General features: G+C 67.6%; 19 protein-coding genes and 2 pseudogenes. 4 read left to right on the top strand and 17 right to left on the bottom strand.

The window, feature by feature from the left end:
- Window positions 1-415 precede the first annotated feature (415 nt).
- The 4 genes from ACT4N3_RS03035 to ACT4N3_RS03020 form a co-directional block, all read right to left on the bottom strand.
- Entirely contained in the window at window positions 416-1,786 is a 1,371-nt protein-coding gene (locus ACT4N3_RS03035) for an ATP-binding protein (protein WP_444853731.1), read from the bottom strand.
- A complete protein-coding gene (locus ACT4N3_RS03030) occupies window positions 1,783-2,877 on the bottom strand; it encodes a DUF2336 domain-containing protein (protein WP_444853730.1) in 1,095 nt (364 codons plus the stop codon). The genes ACT4N3_RS03035 and ACT4N3_RS03030 overlap by 4 nt, the downstream gene beginning before the upstream one ends.
- A gap of 35 nt (window positions 2,878-2,912) precedes the next feature.
- Window positions 2,913-4,097, bottom strand: a complete 1,185-nt coding sequence (locus ACT4N3_RS03025) for a hypothetical protein (protein ID WP_444853729.1) — start codon at window positions 4,095-4,097, stop codon at window positions 2,913-2,915.
- Between the two features lie 190 nt (window positions 4,098-4,287).
- Window positions 4,288-4,590, bottom strand: coding sequence for an Hpt domain-containing protein (locus tag ACT4N3_RS03020; protein WP_444853728.1), 303 nt, complete (start codon window positions 4,588-4,590; stop codon window positions 4,288-4,290).
- 70 nt (window positions 4,591-4,660) lie between these two features.
- Between ACT4N3_RS03020 and ACT4N3_RS03015 the strand changes: the two genes are divergently transcribed.
- Window positions 4,661-6,952: a hypothetical protein gene (locus tag ACT4N3_RS03015; protein WP_444853727.1), complete on the top strand. Its 2,292-nt coding sequence runs from the start codon at window positions 4,661-4,663 to the stop codon at window positions 6,950-6,952.
- Here the strand turns inward: ACT4N3_RS03015 and ACT4N3_RS03010 are convergent.
- The 3 genes from ACT4N3_RS03010 to ACT4N3_RS03000 form a co-directional block, all read right to left on the bottom strand.
- A complete protein-coding gene (locus ACT4N3_RS03010) occupies window positions 6,949-7,215 on the bottom strand; it encodes a DUF1467 family protein (RefSeq protein ID WP_444853726.1) in 267 nt (88 codons plus the stop codon). The genes ACT4N3_RS03015 and ACT4N3_RS03010 overlap by 4 nt on opposite strands.
- 6 nt (window positions 7,216-7,221) lie before the next feature.
- A complete protein-coding gene (locus ACT4N3_RS03005) occupies window positions 7,222-8,856 on the bottom strand; it encodes a ribonuclease J (RefSeq protein WP_444853725.1) in 1,635 nt (544 codons plus the stop codon).
- An 84-nt stretch (window positions 8,857-8,940) separates the two neighbouring features.
- On the bottom strand, window positions 8,941-9,747 hold the full coding sequence (locus ACT4N3_RS03000) for a type III pantothenate kinase (protein ID WP_444853724.1): 807 nt from the start codon (window positions 9,745-9,747) through the stop codon (window positions 8,941-8,943).
- Between the two features lie 138 nt (window positions 9,748-9,885).
- On the opposite strand from ACT4N3_RS03000, the gene ACT4N3_RS02995 reads away from it, so the two are divergent.
- From ACT4N3_RS02995 to ACT4N3_RS02985, 3 genes are read left to right on the top strand one after another with little or no spacing between them, the layout of a single operon-like run.
- Complete coding sequence (locus ACT4N3_RS02995; RefSeq protein WP_444853723.1) at window positions 9,886-10,308, top strand: hypothetical protein; 423 nt, start codon at window positions 9,886-9,888, stop codon at window positions 10,306-10,308.
- Complete coding sequence (locus ACT4N3_RS02990; RefSeq protein WP_444853722.1) at window positions 10,301-10,762, top strand: nuclear transport factor 2 family protein; 462 nt, start codon at window positions 10,301-10,303, stop codon at window positions 10,760-10,762. Before ACT4N3_RS02995 ends, ACT4N3_RS02990 begins: the two co-directional genes overlap by 8 nt.
- Window positions 10,763-10,793: 31 nt before the next feature.
- Window positions 10,794-11,768, top strand: a complete 975-nt coding sequence (locus ACT4N3_RS02985) for an AraC family transcriptional regulator (protein WP_444853721.1) — start codon at window positions 10,794-10,796, stop codon at window positions 11,766-11,768.
- Window positions 11,769-11,782: 14 nt separating this feature from the next.
- Here the strand turns inward: ACT4N3_RS02985 and ACT4N3_RS02980 are convergent, their stop codons facing one another.
- From ACT4N3_RS02980 to ACT4N3_RS02935, 10 genes and pseudogenes are all read right to left on the bottom strand, one after another.
- Window positions 11,783-12,466 (bottom strand): biotin--[acetyl-CoA-carboxylase] ligase, encoded by a 684-nt coding sequence (locus tag ACT4N3_RS02980; protein WP_444853720.1) that lies wholly within the window; start codon window positions 12,464-12,466, stop codon window positions 11,783-11,785.
- Entirely contained in the window at window positions 12,463-13,899 is a 1,437-nt protein-coding gene (gene nuoN / locus ACT4N3_RS02975; protein ID WP_444853719.1) for an NADH-quinone oxidoreductase subunit NuoN, read from the bottom strand. Before nuoN ends, ACT4N3_RS02980 begins: the two co-directional genes overlap by 4 nt.
- Window positions 13,899-15,437, bottom strand: a complete 1,539-nt coding sequence (locus tag ACT4N3_RS02970; protein WP_444853718.1) for an NADH-quinone oxidoreductase subunit M — start codon at window positions 15,435-15,437, stop codon at window positions 13,899-13,901. Before ACT4N3_RS02970 ends, nuoN begins: the two co-directional genes overlap by 1 nt.
- Window positions 15,434-17,485, bottom strand: a complete 2,052-nt coding sequence (nuoL, locus tag ACT4N3_RS02965; protein WP_444853717.1) for an NADH-quinone oxidoreductase subunit L — start codon at window positions 17,483-17,485, stop codon at window positions 15,434-15,436. Before nuoL ends, ACT4N3_RS02970 begins: the two co-directional genes overlap by 4 nt.
- Window positions 17,486-17,588: 103 nt before the next feature.
- The gene (gene nuoK / locus ACT4N3_RS02960; protein ID WP_444853716.1) at window positions 17,589-17,894 is read right to left on the bottom strand and encodes an NADH-quinone oxidoreductase subunit NuoK; all 306 of its coding nucleotides are present in this window, start codon (window positions 17,892-17,894) and stop codon (window positions 17,589-17,591) included.
- 154 nt (window positions 17,895-18,048) lie between these two features.
- A complete protein-coding gene (locus ACT4N3_RS02955; protein WP_444853715.1) occupies window positions 18,049-18,660 on the bottom strand; it encodes an NADH-quinone oxidoreductase subunit J in 612 nt (203 codons plus the stop codon).
- Between the two features lie 9 nt (window positions 18,661-18,669).
- Window positions 18,670-19,155, bottom strand: coding sequence for an NADH-quinone oxidoreductase subunit NuoI (gene nuoI / locus ACT4N3_RS02950; RefSeq protein ID WP_444853714.1), 486 nt, complete (start codon window positions 19,153-19,155; stop codon window positions 18,670-18,672).
- A gap of 410 nt (window positions 19,156-19,565) precedes the next feature.
- Window positions 19,566-20,600, bottom strand: a pseudogene (gene nuoH / locus ACT4N3_RS02945) (NADH-quinone oxidoreductase subunit NuoH); the annotation flags it as partial.
- Window positions 20,597-20,875, bottom strand: a complete 279-nt coding sequence (locus tag ACT4N3_RS02940) for a hypothetical protein (RefSeq protein ID WP_444853713.1) — start codon at window positions 20,873-20,875, stop codon at window positions 20,597-20,599. The pseudogene nuoH and the gene ACT4N3_RS02940, both read right to left, overlap by 4 nt.
- Window positions 20,872-21,183 (bottom strand): annotated as a pseudogene (locus ACT4N3_RS02935) (NADH-quinone oxidoreductase subunit NuoG); the annotation flags it as partial. The gene ACT4N3_RS02940 and the pseudogene ACT4N3_RS02935, both read right to left, overlap by 4 nt.

Here is a 21,183-nt window from a genome sequence, read left to right as displayed (position 1 = left end):
GCCTCACCAAGCATCTCCGGTTCGCGCTTTCCTACATCAGCATGTTTCTGTTATGTTCCGATTCGCGACATCGTCTCGGCTCGCTCGGGCCGGGGCGGCGCGGCTGGCTCTTTCAAATTTTCAGGAGACCGTCGTCGCCTGCCCTGAACTCGCATTCAGGGATTTGGGCGAATTCGCGTCGTTCGCGACGCAAAGCCTGCCCCGGACCCCGATCCGGGGGTGAGGTTCCCCGCCCTTGGGAAGGGGAATCCCTCCCGACGTAGCGTCAGGTTCGTCAGGTTCCGCAGCCGGGAGCCGGTGCTTGGCACCCAGAGCCAGTGCGAACATTGGGACCATTCGCGCCGCATCAACGCGGGCACCTGTCGGACTTGTCAGGTTTACCCGCGACTTTTTGGCGCTGCGGCGCCGCCCGCCCCTACCGTGCCGGCAATGTCAGCGTGAACCGCGCGCCCTGCCCCGGCGCGCTGTGGACGGCGAGGTCGCCTTTCATCGCGCGGGCGAGCTTGCGGGCGATGTAGAGGCCGAGGCCGGCGCCGCCCGGCTCGCTCTGGTCGACCCGCTCGAATTTCTCGAACACCCGCTCCTGGTCGGCCGCGTCGATGCCCTTGCCCTGATCGGCGACGATGAGAATCGCGAGGTCGCCTTCCCGCTCGGCGCGCAGCCAGATCTGGCCGCCGTCCGGCGAGTAGCGGACGGCGTTGCCGAGCAGGTTGACGAGGATCTGCAAGGTCCGGGTGAAGTCGCCGGTGGCCGGGAGCGCGCCCTCGTCGGGGCCGTCGATCGTGACGCCCTTGTCGCCGGCGCGAACGCCGAGCAGGCCGGCGGCGCGGCGGGCGATGTCGGCGAGGTCGATCTCCTCGGCGGCGGGCCGGAAGTCCGGCCGCTCGATCGCCGAGAGGTCGACAAGGTCGTCGACCAGAGCGAGCAGATGGCGGCCGGCGGCGGCGATGTCGGCGGCATAGCCGGCATAATCGGCGGCGAGCGGCCCTTCGTCCGCGGCGCCCATTTTCTCGGCCTGGCCGACGATCCGGTCGATCGGCTCGCGCAAGGCGGCGTCGAGGCGGCGTCCGAAGGCGTCGGTCGATGCCGGGCCGGCGGCCGATGGGCTTGCCGCGCCCTCGACGCGGACCGCGGCGCCGCGAAAGCCGGCGAAGCGGCCCATGCCGTCGATCAAGGGCACGCCGGAGAGCAGATAATGGCCCTGCGATCCGCCGCGCAGCTCGGCGCGCTGGCCCGCGAAGCCTTCATGCTCGGCGAGCGCGGTGAGCAACGGCAGGTCGCCCTCCGCATCCTCGTGGAAGCGGAACAGGCGAGTGATCTGGCGGCCGGTCAAATCGGCGGGCGGCCGGCCGATCGCCGCCGCCGCGCCGGGCGAGAGCGAGGTGATGCGCAGCGTGTCGTCGGTCTCCCAGGTCCAGTCGGCACTGGCGCGGAGGAAGTCGTTCTCGCGGGCAGCGGCGGCAGGCGCGGGTTCCGAAACCGTCCGGGCCGGACGCCGCTGCCAACCGGTGATCGACAGCGCGACCTCCTCGCCGTCAGGCTCGGCGCGGACCCAGAGATCGACATCCTCGTCGGCCTCGGCGGCGATCGCCGCGCGGGATACCGTGATCCCGAGCCGCCTGGCGAGCCGGGCCAGCGCCGCGATTTGCGGCACCGACAAAGGCCCGCCGCTGCTGCCGCCGGCGCTGGCCTGGAGCGCCGCCAGCGGCGGATCGGCGGCGATCAGCCGCCCGGCGGCGTCGAGCCGGCCGGTGACCGGGGCCTCGCTGGCCATCGTGTCGCTCACGCCGCCGCACCCGACGGGCGGGCGCGGGTCGAAACGCGGGCGACGCTCGCCCGGTAGGCCGGATGGGCGCGCCACATGCGCAGCACCTCGCCCGCCGCCGGCTGGTCGAGCGTGTCGAACAATTCGAGCTGCGTCTCGGTCGCGTCGCCCTCGGCGCCGGAGAAGATCGGTCCCTTCGCGTTGAGCGCGAGCAGGATGCGGGCCGCGTCCCGCCGCTCCAGCCCGGCGGCGCGGACCAGCAATGCCGGGCCGCGACCCTGCGGATCGGCCAGCACTTCCCAGGCCGCCGCGGGATCGAGGCCGCAGCGCGCCCCGATCGCGGCCAGGAACAGAGGCAAGAGACCGCTTTCGATCGTCTGCGCGAGCAGGTCGCCGTCGAGCCGACCGGCGCTATCCAGCCGCCGGACGAGGCGCGAGGCCGCCGCTTCCAGGTTCTCGCCTTCGTCGTGGCGGGACAGCACTTCAGCCGCCGCTGTCTCGATCGCCGCATCGACGCCGGCAAGGCGATGGTGCTGGACCAGATAATGGCGCAGCGCCGCGGCGACGAGCCAGACCAGGCGATGATGGAGCTCGGCCGGCAGCTCGGCCTCGGTCAGCACCGGCTCCTCGAAGCGGTCGAAGCGGCGGCTGCGCGCGATGACCAGCGCCATTGCCTCCCCCGCCACCTCCTCATCGGCGTCGCGGGCGAGTGCGAACAGCAGGTCGTCGCGTCCCGCCGGCCGGTGCAATGTCCAGAAACGATGCTCCTCGACCCGGCGGACCAGGGCGGCGCTCAGCTCGGAATCGTTCAGCGCCCCGGCCCGCTCCAGGATCGGCGCCGCGATCGGCACATGGGCGGATTCAAGCGCGGCAGCTACACCTTCCTCGCTCGCGAAATGGGCGGCCAGGCGTGTCCGCAATGCATCCTCGATGCAGGCGATCAGGCGCCCCAACAAGGCGGCCGCCGTCAGCCGCTGCCATTCGGTCAAACGCGCCGCGTCGGGCAACAGCAGGTCGGTCGCGGCCACGGCGAAGCGCTCGCGCGCCGCCGCCAGCAGCAGCCGCGCCGCGTCGCCTTGCCCGTTTCGCCCGTTCGCCACCCGTTCGGCCATCGCACGCGCATAGCCGACACAGGGTTAAACCGCTGCTAATCTTGGTCCTTCGGCCGATGCGCGTGACGCTGGGCCCAGAAGAAGCTCCCCGCGGCATAAGCGAACAGGCCGGCGAGCCCCGCCAGCCAGCCGCCGAATCCGGCGAGCGGCAGCATCAGCCAGCTGAGGCCCTTGCGGTCGGCCAGCGCGACCGAGCCCGGGATCGACGCCTTTTCCCGCTCCTCCGAAAGCGCGATCATGAAGGCAATCGTCATCGCGGCGAGCAGGATCGTCCCCCAGCCCTGCGCCGCCGCCTGACCATAGCCCAAAGCGAACAGCCCGGTCCCGGAAAGCGCGGGCAGCAACTGCCGCCACCAGCTGCGCGCCGGATCGTCGAGCAGCCGCGCCCGCCCGACGCGCAAAGCGGTCCCCTCCAGCGGCGTGGCGAGCAGCATCAGCGCGAGCCCGCTCCAGTTCCAGCCCCATGCAAAGCCCGCCGCGCCGAGCGCGGTAAAGCCCGCGGCGACGCCGCCGATCAGCCCGGGGCCCACGGAGCCGCCGAGCAACGCGCTGGCGAGCAAGCGCTCGACCGGTGCGAGCAACCGATCGATCCAGCTCCCGCGCGTCTCGAGCGCGTCGGCCAGGATGCGCCCCTCCAGCGCGGCGACATCCGCGGCGCGATCGATGATCGCCAGCGGCCGGTCCGCGGCGACATGGCGCGCGCCGGCCTGGAGCGTGCGGCGCAGCAGGGTCGATTGCAGATCCCAGTCGCGCACCATCGCGGCGGTCGCGTGGAGCATGTGACCGTCCATCGCCGCCGCGCCGCCCCAGCGCGACTGGCCGTCGATCCGCTCGTAAAGCTCGCCATGGACGCTGTCCGGCACGGTGAGCACGGCATGGCCGCTGCCCTCGGCGAGCCGCGCGAGCTGGTTTTCGTCAATCACCGCGCCATCGCCGATCATCAGCAGCCGGTCGGCCGGCTCGATCGCCTCCGCCGCTTCCTCGACGTCGCGGGCGATGTGAACCGGCAGCCGGTCTCGGCGCAGCCGTTCCAGCGCCGCGCCCAGTTCCGCCGGCAGTCGCTCGACGACCACGATGATTCGCGTCGCGCCGGCGCGCGCGGCGAGCCGCACCTGCCGTTCGATCAAGGTGCGCCCGGCAAGCGGCAGCACCGCGCGCAGCGCGCCGGCTTCCCCCGATTCATGATAGGCGGCGATCAACGCGGCCAGCGCCAAGTCCATTCCCCCGTTCGCGGATTCGCCGAAACGGTAGAGGCCATGACGGCCGCTGGCAAAACGGTTCGGCTCAGAGCCTGATCGTCTTAGGACGAAACGCCGTCGGCGTTTCGGTGTAAGGCGTGAATCAGGCTCTCGCTATATATCGAGACCATGATTCACATTTCAGGCTGAATCAGCCTGAAACGACCATGGTCTATGCCCCGGCGAAATCGTCGATGGAGCGGGCGATCTCCCGCAGCACCACCGGATCGCCCGGCGCGCCGCCCAGGGCGTCGTCGGCGAGCGCGACCAGCCCGCTGGCGCCGAAGCTGGCGGCGAGGCTCTTGAGCCGCGAAGCGGCGATCCGCCAATTGGCGTCGCAACGGGCCCGTCCCATCAGGTCGAACTGGCGCGACGCGCTGTCGATGAACGCCGCGCGCAGCTCCGCCATCAGCTCGCTGTCATTGCCGACCGCGGCGGCGAGCGACGCGTTCAGCGCTCCGGGATCGTACGCCATGCCCGCGATTTAGGCCGAACCGTGTTAACGCCCCGTTTCATCCCGCCCGCGACATGATAGGATGCGGTCCATGACGACGGGGGTTGAGCGCGCCGAGGCGCATGCGCCGGATCACCGGAGCTGGAACGCGGCGAACGAAACCGCGATCGAGCCGGTGGAATCCTTTTCCTTCCACGATCTGATCGAGGAGGAAGAGCAATCGCGCCGCATATGGCCGACGATCCTGGCCTTCATGCTGATCGCGGCGGCGCTCGGCTGGCTCGGTTTCAGCGGCTACGCGCTGTGGACCGCCTGGCCCGGCTCGGCGCCCGCCGCCTGGCTGGCGCCGCTGGCGACGATCTCGGCGCCGCTGATCCTGCTCGCTCTGACCTGGCTGCTCTTCGGCCGCTCGTCGCGCCGCGAGACCGAGCGCTTCGCCGAAGCGGTGCGCGCGCTGCGCAGCGAGAGCGAGACGCTGGAGCAGGCGCTCGCGGTGATCGCCTCGCGGCTCCACGACAATCGCGCCGCTCTGTCCGACGAGGCGAGCCGGCTGATGAGCCTGGGCGACGAGGCCGCGGATCGAATCGGTCGCACGACTCGCGCCCTCGCCGGCGAATCGGCGGCGCTGGACCGCACCGCGCAGGCGCTCGACACGGCCGCCGCCAGCGCGCGAATCGATATCGGCGTGCTGCTCAGCGACCTGCCCCAGGCCGAGGCCCAAGCGCGCGCGGCGGCGGAATCGATTCGCGCTTCGGGCCTTTCCGCGCACGAGCAATCTGCGTCGCTGGAAGGCCATCTCGCGGCGCTCGCCGCCCGCGGCCGCGAGGCGGACGAAGCGCTGGGCGGGGCGGCGCAAAGGCTTGGCGCACAAGTGACGCGGCTGGAAACCAGTGCCGGTGCGGCGGTGGAGCGGATCGATCAGTCGGCAGCGGCGATGAACCTTGCCGTCGACGGCGCGATGGGTCGCGCGGCCGACGCGGTCGAGCAGGCGCGTGCCGGCCTCGACGCGCAGGGCCAGACGGTGCTGGCGATGGTCGAGCAGAGCCGCGCCGCGTTCGAAGGCGCCACGGCCGATGCCGGTCAGGCGCTGATTGTCCGGCTCGGCGAGGCGAGTGCGGCGGTCGAGGCTCTTGCCGGCCATCTCGCCCGGCAAGATCGAGCCGGCGCGCGGCTCGCCGAACGACTCGCGGCGCAATTGGGCGAGATCGAAGGCCAGATCGCGGCTTTGGGCGCGTCCGGCGAGGCACAGAGCGGCCGGATCGGCCAGGCTTTGGCCAGCCTGCGCGAGGTTGCGCAGGCTTTGCGTGGCGAACTTGGCGAAGGGGAAGCGGCGGGAGCCACCCTGATCGGCCGCACGCAGGACCTGGGCAGCGCGCTTTCCGTGGTCGCGACGCAGCTGCGCGACGAGCTTCCGGCAGCCTTGGCGACCGTCGAGCAGCAGGCGGAGCGCACCAGCGCGGCCGCGCTGGGCCTTGTCCCGGCGGTCGAGGGCGCTCAGGCCAGCGCGGCGCTTGCCGCCGAGGCGTTGGGCGAGAGCGAGGCCAGCCTCAACCGCCAGCGCGCGGGGCTCGAGATGCTCTTGGCCGCGACCCGCGACGGCGTCGCCGAAGCTGAAGCGAAGCTTGCCACACTGGCCGCCGCGCTTGACGAGACCGACACGGCCTCGGCACGCCTCGTCCAGGAGACCGGCCCCGCCCTCGTCGAGTCGCTGGTCCGCGTTCGCGAGGCGGCGCAACAGGCGGCGAACCATGCCCGCGAGGCGATCGTCGCCGCTATTCCCGACAGCGTCGCCGCGCTCGCGGACGCCACGCGCGAGGCGCTCGCCGAGGCGACCGCCGAGCCGGTGCAAGACCAGCTCGCCGAGGTTGCCGGTGCATCACAGCGCGCGATGGCGGTCGCCCGCCAGGCAAGCGAGCGGCTCACCCGCCAACTGCTGACGATGAGCGAGACCGCAGCCGCGATCGAGGATCGGATCGCCGAGGACCGCGCCGCACGCGAGGAGCAGGACGCCGAGGCGCTGTCGCGGCGCGTCTCCCTGCTGATCGAGGCGCTCAACTCGACCGCGATCGACGTCAACAAATTGCTGTCGAACGAAGTCGCCGACACCGCCTGGGCCGCCTATCTCAGGGGCGACCGCGGCGTCTTCACCCGCCGCGCGGTGCGGCTGCTCGACACTGGCGAGGCGCGCGAAATCCAGCGTCATTATGAGGAAGAGCCGGACTTCCGCGACCAGGTGAACCGCTACGTCCACGATTTCGAGGCAATGTTGCGCCGGGTGCTCGCCGACCGCGACGGCCATGCCCTCGCCGTCACCCTGCTCTCTTCCGACATGGGCAAGCTCTATGTCGCGCTTGCCCAGGCGATCGAGCGGCTGCGTCGCTAGCCGCGGTGGACCCAGTCTAGGTCGGCGGGCGTGATCCAGCCGTACACGTAATTCGCGTAGTACAGGCCGAACAGGACCGCCGACACGATCGTCGCGCGCAGCGCGTTGCGGCCGAAGCTGAAGGCGTGCGGCGCGCTGTCCGCCTGGCCGGGCACCCGCTCGACGCCGGCTTCCTCATGCGTCTTCACGCCGAAGGGCAGGACGACGAAGAAGGCGGCCACCCAGAACAGCACATAGATGGCGAGTGCGGACGTCCAGCGCATTCAGGATCAGATCCGAACGAAGCTGACCGCGACGACCGGCTTCTTGCCGGTCCAGTCGGTCGCGCACCGGCGCACCGCGAGCCGGATCGCCTCGCGCAACTTCTCCTCGTCGCGCGTTCCCGAGGCAGCGGCCGCCGCGGCCGCCTCACAGGCTTCGTCGAGGAAGGCGTCGCGATCCTCCTCGACCGGAATACCGTGCAGCGCCAGCTCGGGCCGCCCCTGCACGCGCCCCGCGCCGTCGACCGCGACCGCGACCGAGATCAATCCGTTGACCGCGATCCGGCGCCGGTCGTTGATCGTCGCGCCATCGGCCGGAAGGATGACGTCGCCGTCCAGCACCAGCCGCCCGGTCCGCTCGCGGCCCACGATCTGTGGCCCATCAGGCGCGAGGCGAACAACATCGCCATTCGACTGAACAAGCGCGGTCGCAACGCCTTCCGACAGCGCGAAGCGCGCCTGCTCGGCCATATGCCGCCGTTCGCCATGGACCGGAATCACGGTTTCAGGCCGCAGCCATTTGTAGAGCGCCGCGAGCTCGGGCCGGCCCGGATGGCCGGAGACGTGGACATGCGCCTGCTTCTCGGTGACGATCGGGATGTTGGATCGGGCGAGCTGGTTCTGGATGCGGCCGATGGCGACCTCGTTGCCGGGGATCTGCTTCGACGAGAAGAGGACGAGATCGCCCTCGTCCAGCTTCAGCGGATGGCCGCCGCCGGCGATCCGGCCGAGCGCCGCATTGGGCTCGCCCTGCCCGCCGGTCGCGATGATCATCAGCTCGCGCGGCGGCAGCCGCATCGCGGCTTCGAAATCAATCACTTCCGGGAACGACTTGAGATAGCCGCTGGCTTTGGCGACGCCGATGATCCGGTCGAGCGAGCGGCCCGCGACGCACAGCTTGCGCTTGCTCTCCTTCGCGATCTCGCCGAGCGTATGAAGCCGCGCCGCGTTGGAGGCGAAGGTGGTGACCAGCACCCGGCCCCGCGCCGCGCCGATCACGCGCGCAAGATCGGTGCGCACGCCGCCCTCGCTGCCTGATTCCGCCGCGTTGAACGCGTTGGTCGAATCGCAGACCAGGGCGAGCACGCCCTCCTCGCCGATCGCGGTCAGCGCCTCGGCGGTCGCCGGCGCGCCAATCACGGGGTCGACGTCCAGCTTCCAGTCGCCGGTGTGAAAAACCCGACCGAAAGGCGTGTCGATCACGCAGGCCTGCATGTCCGGGATCGAATGGGCGAGCGGCACGTAGCGAAAGGCGAATGGGCCGAGCTCGAATGCTCCGCCGATCTCGATCACCCGGAGGTCGACGTCGGTCAGCCCTTCCTCGTAGAGCTTGCCGCGGATCATCCGGGCGGTGAAATCGGTGGCGTAAAGCGGCACCCCGAGATCGGCGGCAAGGTAGGGAACCGCGCCGATATGATCCTCATGACCGTGCGTCAGGACGATGCCGAGCAGGTTCTCCCGCCGCTCCTCGATGAAGGCGGTGTCCGGCAAGACGAGGTCGATGCCCGGATATTGATGGTCGGCGAAGGTGACGCCGAGATCGACCATCACCCATTTGCCCCGGCAGCCGTAGAGATTGACGTTCATGCCAATCTCGTCCGAGCCGCCGAGCGCGAGGAAAAGGAGCTCTTCGCCGGGGGTCATAGATTCGGATCCACCCCGTCATTGCGAGCGCGGCGAAGCAATCCAGGCTGGATTGCCGCGTCGCTTCGCTCCTCGCAATGACGATCAGACAGCGGATTTGCTCCGCTGATAAAGTAAAGACAGGCCCTGGATGGTGAGGTCGCCCTCGACCGCGTCGAAAATCGTGGTGTGCTTGTCGAACAGGGTGGCGAGGCCGCCGGTGGCGATGACCTTCACCGGCCGGCCGATCTCCGCCTTCAGCCGTGCGACCAGCCCCTCCATCATCGCGACATAGCCCCAGTAGATGCCGATATGCATCTGGCTCTCGGTCGTGCGGCCGATCACGCTCTGGTCCTCCGGCGCCTCGATCGCGACGCGGGGCAGCTTGGCCGCGGCGGCGACGAGCGCGTCGAGCGACAGGTTGATCCCCGGCGCGATAATCCCGCCTTTATAGGCGCCGCTGAAATCGACCACGTCGAAGGTGGTCGCGGTGCCGAAATCGATGACGATGAGGTCACCGGGATGGACTTCATGCGCGGCGATCGCGTTGAGCGCTCGGTCCGCGCCGACCGTCTTCGGATCGGCGACATCGAGCTCGATGCCGTAATCCGCCTCGCCCTGCCCTGCGACGAGCGGCGTCACGCCGAAATATTTGCTCGCCAGCACCTCCAGATTGTGCAGCGCGCGCGGCACGACCGTGCCGATGATCACCGCGCTCACATCGGCGCGGGTGAAGCCCTCGAGCTCGAGCAGCTGATGCAGCCAGACCGCATATTGATCCGCCGTCCGCCGCGCATCGGTCGCGATCCGCCAGCGCGCGCGGATCGATACCGCCTGCCCCGGACTCGATCCGGGGTCCTCGACAAGCGCGAAGACGAGGTTGGTGTTGCCAGCGTCGATGGCGAGCAGCATGGCGCGTCCCTAGCCGGAGCGTGACGGATTGGCGAGAGGCGCTGCTGTCGCAATCCGCAAGAGGATAGGCGCGTCCTGCTAGTGCGCCTGCGCGATACGCCCGCCATGATCGCCTCCAGGTCATTGGAGGGAAGGATCATGACCAGACTCACCGATCTGGGCTTCCTGTTTCGAGTGGTCGCGATCGTGGAGCTGGCCTATGCGCTGATCGGCTTGCTAACGCCGCCGTACCTCGTTTTCCCGATCACCGGCTGGGTGTTGTCGCCCGACGGCCATTGGATCGCCAAGTTACTCGCCATCGCACTCGCCTCGCAGGCTTGGGTCGCGTGGATATTGCGCAATGAGCCGCATCCGGGGGTCGCACTCGCCTTCGCGCTCTACCAGGTCGGAAGCGCGACCGCGGATTGGGTGATCTGGCTCACCATGGCCGACGAGGGAGTGTTCGCCACCGCCTCGGCCCAGGCCGGAATCATCATCTCGATCCCGACCCACTATTTGATCGGAGCCCTTCTGCTCGTCGCGGCCTACAAAGCGACGCGGCCGAGGCGGGCGTATGGCTGAGGAAACGCTCCGCCGGTCGAACGCCGAACTGGTGCGGCGCTTCATCGAGGCTATCAACGACGATTGGAACATCGCCGCAATGGACGCCTTGGTTTCGGAGGATTTCCGGTTCACGATCCCGTTCGCGCCCGACTGGTTTCAGGTACACTGCGACGGAAAGGAGGAAGCGCTCGCGTTCCTCGACAGCGTCCGCGAGCTGATGGAGCCCGAGAACCTCCACGATCTCATGATCGATACCCTGGCGGGCGATCCCGGCGAGGTGATCGCAGAATATAAGAGCGACACACGGATCAGGGCGACCTCTCTCCCCTATCACAACCTTTATGTCAGCCGGTTCACGGTTCGCGACGGTAAAATCACCCGTTTCGCCGAGCATCTCGATCCGATACGATTCGTCATCGCGATCGGGGGCAAGGTTGACCCGCCACCGGGCTTCATATCCGCAGCAGGCTGAGGGCACGGCGCGGCCCGCGTTCAGGATTCCAGTGGGGCTGGCAACGGCCCTGCACGAGGCAGGCCTGTCCCGCGCCGAAATCCTCGCCCAAGCCGGGCTTTCGCCGATGCTGCTCGACAGCCCGGCAAAGTTCGCGCCGCCGGCGGAATATTTCGCGCTCTGGACGGCGATCCGCGCGGTCAGCGGCGATCCGAACATCGGCATCCGCCTGGCCCGCTCGGTCAGGCCCGACATCACCGAGCCCTTCTTCCTGGCTATGATCAACGCTGCCGACGTCGCAGGTGCAATTGACGTGGTCGCCCGCTTCCGCCGCCTGCTCGACCCGGAGGACCTCGCGATCACCATCGACGGGACCGGCCAAGCGACGCTCGGTTATCAATGGCCCATTTGCGGCGTGCCGCTTCCGCAGGTTCTGGTCGACGCCGAGCTGGCGCTACTAGTCGAGCTGTGCCGGCGGGGAACGGGTCGTGCCGCGCTCGCGCCGCGCGAAGTGCGGTTCAGCGCCGCCGGGCTGGAGGACGGGGCGCAGCATGCCGCCTTTTTCGGTTGCCCGCTGCGGCTCGGGGCGCCGCGCAACGCCATGGTATTCGCCGCGGCTGATCTTGCACTGCCGTTCAGCACGCACAATCCGGACATGCTGGGCGCGCTCATCCCCTATTTGCGGGCGAACATCCCGCCGCAATCGGCCGCGGCACGGGTGCGGTCGACCATTGCCGCGAGAATGCGCGGGCGGCGGCCCGACGCGCGCGCGATCGCCGGCGAGATGGCGATGAGCATGCGGGCGATGCAGCGGTTGCTGAAGGAGAGCGGGACCTCGTTCCGCCAGCTGCTCGACGAGGTCCGCAAGGACCATGCCCAATTCTATCTCACCGATACCGCCTTCACTGACGGCGAGATCGCCTTCCTGCTCGGTTTCGAGGATCCAAATTCCTTCTACCGCGCTTTCCAGGCCTGGCACGGACGTTCGCCCGGTGCCTTTCGAGCGCGCCGCCGGAGCGCCGGCTAAGATCGGGCCGCCTTTCAGCCAGGGAACACGTCGCCGGCATGGACGAGCCGGATCGATCCGTCTGCCAAGCGCAGTCGCAATGCGCCGCTCTCGTCGAGGCCGTCGAACAGGCCCTCGCCCTCCGGCGTGGAGAGGACGGTGCCGAGCGCGTGGGCCGCGGTGAGCCAGGCGGCGCGCACGCGCGCCAGGTCCTCCTGCCGCCACCGTACCAGCCAGCGCGAAAAATTGCGGGCCAGGTTCTCAAGCAAAGCCGCGGGCGCCGGCGCCGTGCCGGCAAGCGCGCTGAGACTGGTGGCGGGGCGAGGTAGGCCTTCCGGATGATGCGCGATATTGACGCCGAAGCCGGCGATCACCGCATCGTCGACACGCTCCAACAGGATGCCTGCCACTTTCGCGCCGCGGATCAGCAGGTCGTTCGGCCATTTGATTGTGGCGTCCGGTGCAAATGGCGCGAGCACCTCGTGCAGCGCTACGGCTGTGACCAGCGCCAAGGTCGGCGCCGGCGGATCGCCCGGACGGAGCCGCACGATCGTCGAGGCGTAGAGGTTTCCCGGCGGCGACAGCCATGTTCTGCCCTGCCGCCCCTTGCCGCCGGTCTGTCGTTCGGCTCGCAGCCATATCCCTTCCGCGGCGCCTTCCCGCGCGAGCGCGGCGAGATCGTCGTTGGTCGAGCCAGTCTCGGCGACGGTTCGGATCAAAAGAGCGAGTTCGCCGCGTTGAGGGTCGCGGCATTCAAGGCGCCGAGCGCGAACCAGCCGAGCGGAGATACGAAGGCAGCGGAAGCAAGCATGAGGCCGGCGGTCGCGGGCTCGCGAACATCCGAGTAGGCTGGAGCTGGTTCGTCAAAGTACATCATTTTGACGATCATGATGTAATAGAAGGCACCGATCACCGAGGTGACAATGGCGATCACCGCCAACCAGGTTAGGTTCGCTTGAACGGCGGCATTGAACACGAAGAGCTTCGAGAAGAAGCCAAGGAATGGCGGAATGCCGGCCAGACTGAACATGAACATTGCCATCCCCAGCGCGAGCCAAGGCCGGGTCTGTGACAGGCCGGCGAGGCTGGCGATCGCCTCCACCGGCTCGCCATTTGCATCGCGCATGCGGAGCACGACAAGAAAGGCGCCCAAGGTCATCGCGACATAGACCGCCATGTAGAACAGCACCGAGGCGACGCCCTGCGGCGTGCCGGCGGCGAGGCCGACCAGCGCGAAGCCGACATTGTTGATCGAGCTGTAGGCGAGCAGCCGCTTGATATTCTTCTGCCCGATCGCCGCGACGCCGCCCAGCACGGTCGAGGCCAATGCCGCGAAGATCACGATCTGCCGCCATTCGTCGGTCGCCGGCCCCATCGAGTCCACAGTCACCCGTACCAGCAGGGCCATCGCGGCCACCTTGGGCGCGGAGGCGAAGAAAGCGGTGACCGGAGTCGGCGCGCCTTCGTAGACGTCCGGCGTCCACATGTGGAACGGCACCGCGCTCACCTTGAAGGCAAGGCCGGCGAGGACGAAGACGATGCCGAACAACTCACCGGTCGAGACGCCATCGGCGGCGAGCGCCCGCGCGACGCCGTCGAAGCCAGTCGTGCCGGTAAAGCCGTAGAGCAGCGAGATGCCGTAGAGCAGGATGCCGCTCGCCAGCGCGCCGAGGACGAAATATTTGAGGCCCGCCTCGGAGGAGCGCGCGTCGGAGCGCTGGAAGCTCGCCAGCACATAAGCGGCGAGGCTCTGCAGCTCGAGGCCGACATAGAGCGTCAAGAGGTCGTGGGCGGAGATCATGATCCCCATGCCGAGCACCGCGAACAGGATCAGCACCGGATATTCGGCGCGGTAGTCGCGGTCGCGCCCGAACCAGGTCATCGCCGCCAGCATCGCGACGATCGCGGCGAGGTAGGTGACAATCTTGGCGAAGGCCGCGAAGCGGTCGGCAACGAACTGCCCGCCGAAGGCCGCGCCGCCGTCATCGACCAGGCCCGGCAGGAAGGCGGCCGCAATGCCCAGGACCAGCACCGACAGCCAGGTCAGCACGGCGGCGCCCCGATCGCCCGTCCAGGCGGCCGCGATCATCAGCACCAGCGCGCCAAGCCCGATAATCTCTTCCGGAAGCGTCAGGATGAAATCGTTCCACATCAATGATGAACCCCTTCCGCCGCGGGGGCATGCGCCGCTGCCGGCGCGGGCTGGCCGGCGCTCACCATGGCGTCACCGGGCGGCGCGGCATGCTGAACCCGTTCGAGCAGCACCGCGACATCCTCGCGCATCGGCGCGATGAAGCTTTCCGGATAGACGCCCATCCACAACACCGCCGCGGCGATCGGCGCCATCAGCGCCCATTCGCGGACGTTGAGGTCCTTGAGCGTGGCCGCCTCCTCGGTCCGAGCCGCGCCGAAGGCGATCCGCCAGTAGAGCCAGAGCATGTAGGCGGCGCCGAGGATGATGCCCGTCGTCGCCACCGCCGCCACCCAGCTGTTCGCCGCATAGGCGCCGACCAGGGCCAGGAACTCGCCGACGAAGCCGCTCGTCCCCGGCAGGCCGACCGAGGCCATGGTGAACAGCATGAACAGCAAAGCATAGCCCGGCATGTTGTTCGAAAGGCCGCCATATTTGGCGATCTCGCGGCTGTGCAGCCGGTCGTAGACGACCCCCACACACAGGAAGAGCGCGCCCGAAACCAGACCGTGCGAGAGCATCACGACGAGCCCACCCTCGATCCCCTGGCGGTTGAAGGTGAACAGGCCGATCGTGACGAACGCCATGTGCGCGACGGACGAATAAGCGATCAGCTTCTTCATGTCCTGCTGCACAAGCGCGACGAGACTCGTGTATACAACCGCCACCATCGACAGGCCGAAGATGATCCAGATCAGCTGCGCCGACGCCTCCGGGAACATCGGCAGCGAGAAGCGGACGAAGCCGTAGCCGCCCATCTTCAAGAGCACGCCGGCGAGGATCACCGAGCCCGCGGTCGGCGCCTGAACGTGCGCGTCGGGCAGCCAGGTGTGGACCGGCCACATCGGCATCTTCACCGCGAAGCTGGCGAAGAAGGCGAGCCACAGCCAGGTCTGCGCCTCGGCCGGGAAATCGGTCGCCATCAGCTCGGGGATGGCGGTGGTGCCGGCATAGTTCACCATCCACAGCATGGCGACGAGCATCAGCACCGAGCCGAGCAGGGTGTAGAGGAAGAACTTGTAAGCGGCGTAGATCCGGTTCGCGCCGCCCCAGATGCCGATGATCAGGTACATCGGGATCAGGCCGGCCTCGAAGAAGATGTAAAAGAGGAACAGATCCTGCGCCATGAAGACGCCGAGCATCAGCGTCTCCATGAACAGGAAGCAGGCCATGAATTCCGGCACCCGCTGCTCGATCGCCTCCCAGGACGCGGCGATGCAGATCGGCATCAGGAAGGCGGTCAAGACAATCAGCATCAGGGCAATGCCGTCGATGCCGAGCGCCCAGGCGAAACTGCCGAACAGGTCGGCGCGCTCGACGAACTGCCATTGCGGCCCGCCGATCTGGTAGGTCACCCAAAGGCCGATCGAGAGCGCCAGCGTGGCGAGCGTCGTCGCCAGCGCGATCCAGCGCGCCCCTCCCGCGCCCGTCAGCAGGCAGGCGAGCGCGCCGAGCAAAGGCAAGGAGAGGATCGCCGAAAGGATCGGGAAGCCCGTCACCGCGCCATCACCCAGGTCGTGGCGGCGGCGACTCCGAGCAACATCACCAGCGCATAGGTGTAGAGATAACCGGTCTGGATGCGCGCCGTGAGCCTGGTTCCCACCATCACCACGGCCGAAGCGCCGTCCGGCCCGAAGCGGTCGATCGTCCCCTCGTCGCCACGCTTCCAGAGCAGCCGGCCGAGCCAGACCGCAGGCCGGACGAAGATCAGGTCGAACAGCTCATCGAAATACCATTTGTTCAAAAGGAACAGATAGAGCAGCCTGAAATTGCTGGCGAAAATCGCCGGGAACGCGGTGTTGCGGATGTAGGCGTAGAAGGCGATGGCGAGGCCGAGCAACATCGCCGCCGTCGCTGAGAGCTTCACCCAGAGCGGGACGAGATGGCTCTCATGCGCGAGATGGGCGTCGAAGGCGACGCTGCCGGCCCAGAAATGCGGCCCGCCCTCGGCGTCGATGAACGCATGGTGGAAGATGAACCCGGCGAGCAGCGAGCCCAGCGCCAGCAGGCCGAGCGGCACCAGGATCGTCCACGGGCTCTCGTGGGGATGATAGCCGCCCGTTCCCTCGCGCATTTCGGCCGCACCCGCCTCGTGCGCATGCGTATCGTGGCCGGCATCCTCGGCGTCGGGATGATCGTGATGGTCGCCGTGCAAGGCGTGCTGGATATGCTCGCTCTCGGCCCAGCGCGCCTTGCCGAAGAAGGTCAGGAAGACGAGCCGCCAGGAGTAGAAGCTGGTCAGCAAGGCCGCGAACACGGCGACGAAGAAGGCGAAGCCGCCGAAGCTCGCGCCGCTGGCGAACGCGCTCTCGATAATCGCGTCCTTGGAATAGAATCCCGCGAAACCGAACAGCCCGATCACGCCGACGCCGGTGATCGCCAGCGTGCCGATCGTCATCGCCCAGAAGGTGAGCGGGATCTCCTTACGCAGCGCGCCATAGTAACGCATGTCCTGCTCGTGGTGCATCGCGTGGATGACCGAGCCCGCACCGAGGAACAGCAAAGCCTTGAAGAAGGCATGGGTGAAGAGGTGGAACATCGCCGCGCCATAAGCGCCGACGCCCGCCGCCATGAACATGTAGCCCAGCTGCGAGCAGGTCGAATAAGCGATCACCCGCTTGATGTCGTTCTGCACCGTGCCGACGGTCGCCGCGAACAAGGCGGTGAGTGCGCCGACGACGGTGACCACGGCCAGCGCCGTCTCGCTGGTCTCGAAGAGCGGCGACAGGCGGCAGACCATGAACACGCCGGCGGTCACCATCGTCGCGGCATGGATGAGGGCGGAGACGGGAGTCGGGCCCTCCATCGCGTCGGGAAGCCAGGTGTGAAGGCCGAGCTGGGCCGATTTGCCGCAGGCGCCGATGAACAGCAGGATGCAGATCAGGGTCAGCGTGTCGATGCGATAGCCGAGGAAGCCGATCGTCGAGCCGGCCATGCTCGGCGCCGCCTCGAGGATTCCGGGGATCGAGATCGTGCCGAAGACGAGGAAGCAGGCGAAAATACCCAGGCTGAAGCCGAAATCGCCGATCCGGTTGACGATGAACGCCTTCATCGCCGCCGCATTGGCCGAGGGCTTGTGATACCAGAAGCCGATCAGCAGATAGGAGGCGAGCCCGACGCCCTCCCAGCCGAAGAACATCTGGACGAGATTGTCCGCCGTCACCAGCATCAGCATCGCGAAGCTGAACAGCGACAGATAGGCGAAGAAGCGCGGCTGGCCGTCGTCCTCCGCCATATAGCCCCAGGAGTAGAGGTGGACGAGCGCCGAGACGGTCGTCACCACCACCAGCATCACCGCAGTCAGCGCGTCGACGCGCAGCGCCCAGTCGACCTGCAGCGCGCCCGAATTGATCCAGGTGAAGACCGGATGCAGTTCCGAATGCTGCGTGCCCGCGATGAAGCCGAGGAAGATCGGCCAGGACAGGGCCATGCCGACGAACAGCGAGCCGGTCGTCACGACCTTCGCCGCCGTCTTGCCGATCAGCCGGCCGCCAAGCCCGGCGACGATCGCCGCGAGCAAAGGCAGGAAGACGATCGCCTGAACCATCAGCCGACCACCTCCCCGTTATCGCGAGGCGCGACAGCGCCGCGGCGATCCAGCAACTGGATTGCTTCGCTTCGCTCGCAATGACGGGAAACCTGGAACACCGTCACCCCCGCATCTGGTTGATGTCGTCGACCGCGATGGTGCCGCGGTTGCGATAATAGATGACCAGGATGGCGAGCCCGATCGCCGCCTCGGCCGCGGCGACGGTCAGCACGAACATCGCGAACACCTGCCCGACCATGTCGCCCAGGAAGGCGGAGAAGGCGACGAGATTGATGTTCACCGCGAGCAGGATCAGCTCGATCGCCATCAGGATGACGATGACGTTCTTGCGGTTCAAAAAGATGCCGAACACCCCGAGCACGAACAGGATCGCGCCGACGGTGAGGTAATGGTGGAGGCCGATCATGACCTCATCCTCCCCTTTGAGGGGAGGTGGCGCGCGCAGCGCGACGGAGGGGTGTCAGCGGTGGAGGAAACGCGCGAACGTGCGCACCCCTCCACCACGCGATTGCGCCGCGCGGTCCCCCTCCCCTCAACGGGGAGGGTTTCGTGGAGGCCGATCACAGCTCCACGCCCTGCCCCACCGGCGGCCGCATGTTCACCACCGAATCCTGCGGCCGGCGGCGGACCTGGCTGGAGACGTTCGGCGTGCGGATGTCGCCGCGGCGGCGCCGGGTCAGCACGATCGCGCCGACCATCGCGACCAGCAGGACGAAGCCCGCCGCCTCGAAGATGAAGAGATAGCGACTGTAGAGCAGCTGGCCGAGCGCAACGATGTTGGAGGCGTCCGGCGCGACCGGCGCGGTGCGGCCCTCCAGCGCGATGCCGCCCTCCCGCCAGGCCAGCACGGCCGCCAGCATCTCGCCCAGCAGCACCGCGGCGAGGCCGATGCCGAGCGGCCAGTAACGCGCGAACCCGGCGCGAAGCTCGGCGAAATCGACGTCGAGCATCATCACCACGAACAGGAACAAAACCGCGACCGCGCCGACGTAGACGATGACCAGCAGGAAGGCGAGGAACTCGGCCCCCAGCAGCAGGAACAGCCCGGCGGCGTTGAAGAAGGCGAGGATCAGCCACAGCACCGAATGGACCGGATTGCGCGACGCGATCGTCATCACGCCCGAGAAGATCACGAGCGTCGCAAACAGGTAGAAGGCAAGGACGGGAATCACGCGCGCCGCCTACCGATAGGGCGCGTCGGCGGCAATGTTGGCCGCCAGCGCCCTCTCCCACCGGTCGCCATTGTCGAGCAATTTCGCCTTGTCGTAGATCAGCTCCTCGCGGGTTTCGGTCGAGAAATCCATGTTCGGCCCCTCGACGATCGCATCGACCGGGCAGGCCTCCTGGCACAGCCCGCAATAGATGCACTTGGTCATGTCGATGTCGTAGCGGGTGGTGCGCCGGCTGCCGTCCGCCCGCTCCTCGGCCTCGATCGTGATCGCCAGCGCCGGGCAAATCGCCTCGCAGAGCTTGCAGGCGATGCAGCGCTCTTCCCCGTTCGGATAGCGGCGCAGCGCATGCTCGCCCCGAAAGCGCGGCGAGATCGGGTTCTTCTCGTAAGGATAGTTGATCGTCGCCTTGGGCTTGAAGAAATAGCGCAAGGTCAGCGCGTGCGCCTTGACGAACTCCCAGAGCGTGAAGGTCTTGATGTAGTGGGCGATGCTCACGCGCGGCCTCCCAACATGGATCGTGTAAGGCAATCGCCCCAAAGCGGACGAGCTTCATCGAGCACGAACAGCATGGCGGAATTTCGCCCATCGATTTGCACGTCTGTCTGCGCCAACGCGAGGTCGCGACGACCCGTTTGGGTCAATAGCTCGAGCGATCCGCTCCCGCCAAAGCCGCGACCCCTGTCCTGTCGGTAGCGATAGCTGCCTGCTAACTCCGATGGGGCGCGGATTTCGATCAGGTCCCGGTTCGGCCCATTGCTCTCCGGCCGCTGCAAATAGACGACCATCACGGGCCTAGCATTTGCATTGCCGTACTCCTCCGCTCTCACGAGAATGCAGGCGTCAGAGGCATTATGAGCGGCCAGCGTGGCCACGGTTGGCGCGATCCGACCGGAATGCTGATCGCTTCGTGTCAGCATCAGATAACCGGAGACCAGAAACACCCAGAGAAGCGAGATGGGCAGGAAGATCTTCCAGCCGAGCCGCATCAGCTGGTCGTAGCGGTAGCGGGGCACGGTGGCCTTCACCCAGGAGAAGACGAAGAAGAAGAGCAGGATCTTGGCGAAGAACCAGATGATGCCGGGGACGGCGTAGAGCGGCGCCCAATCGACCGGCGGCAGCCAGCCGCCCCAGAAGAGCAGCGCGTTCATGGCGCACATCAGGATGACGTTGCCATATTCGCCCAGCCAGAAGAGCGCGAAGGCCATCGAGCTATATTCGGTCTGGAAGCCGGCGACGAGCTCGCTCTCCGCCTCGGTGAGGTCGAAGGGCGCCCTTGCCGTCTCCGCCATCGAGGAGATCAGGAAGATCACAGCGAGCGGGAAGAGCAGCGGATTGAGGCCGAACATATTGCCCCAGCCCAGGATATGCCCCTGCTGTGCGGCGATGATGCCGGAGAGATTGAAGGTGCCCGCCCAGAGCACCACCGGGATCAGCACGAAGCCGATCGACACCTCATAGGACACCATCTGAGCAGCGGCACGCAAAGCGCTGTAAAACGGATATTTCGAGTTGGACGCCCAGCCTGCGATGATGATCCCGTAGACGCCGAGCGAGGACACCGCGAGCAGGTAGAGCAGGCCGACATTGATGTTGGCCAGCACCATCCCGTCGCCGAACGGGATCACCGCCCAGGCGACCAGCGCGACCGTGAAGGTAATGATCGGCGCGATCAGGAACAGGCCCTGGTTGGCGCTGGTCGGGACGATGGTTTCCTTGAGGAAAACCTTGAGCCCGTCGGCGAAGCTCTGCAGCAACCCGAGCGGCCCGACCACGTTCGGCCCGCGCCTGAGCGCCATCGCCGCCCAGATCTTGCGATCCGCATAGATGATCATCGCCACCGCCAGCATCAGCGGCAGCGCGATCAGCAGGATCAGGATCAGGGTGGCGATGAACCAGCCCCAGCCCGGCCCGAGCCAAGTCGATTGGAACCACGCGGTCATTCGGCCCTGCCCTTCACCGCAAGCCAGCGATCGAGGCGTTCGATCAGCAGCGCTCCGAAGAATGGCAGAGCAGCCGAGGCAAAGACGGCCAAAAGCGCCTGTAGCACCATCAACAAGTGATAGGACGGATCCACGCTCGCCATATTGTGGTTCAGGGGCGTCTCCGACGACCCAATAAGCTGGAAGACGCCGATCAGGCCCAGCACGAGCTGAACCATTGCGATGGCGAAGAGGATCGCCGCACCGAAGCGCATGCACCAGCGGTAAAAGCTCATTCCGCCGCCTCCGCGAAGTCCTGTCCGTGGAGCAGCTCGGCCGAACAGCGCTGCAGCGTCGGCGAGGAGCGGGCGATCGGGTTGGTCAGGTAGAAGTCCTTGACCGGATAAGCGAGCGTGCTCCCCTCGGCCACCTTCGCGTCGAGCGAAGGTGGCGCCCAGTTGAAGGCGACGAGACCCGTCTGCGCGAATTCCCGATGCTCTTTGAACAGCTTGGCGCGAAGCTCTGAGAAACTGTCGAACGGCAGCGGCTTGCCGAGCGCGTCGGACAGCGCCCGCAGGATCGACCAATCCTCGCGCGCGTCGCC

It is taken from the genome of Sphingosinicella sp. (genome assembly GCF_052388015.1).
Taxonomy (GTDB): domain Bacteria; phylum Pseudomonadota; class Alphaproteobacteria; order Sphingomonadales; family Sphingomonadaceae; genus Allosphingosinicella.
This window is presented reverse-complemented; position numbering and strand designations above follow the sequence as displayed.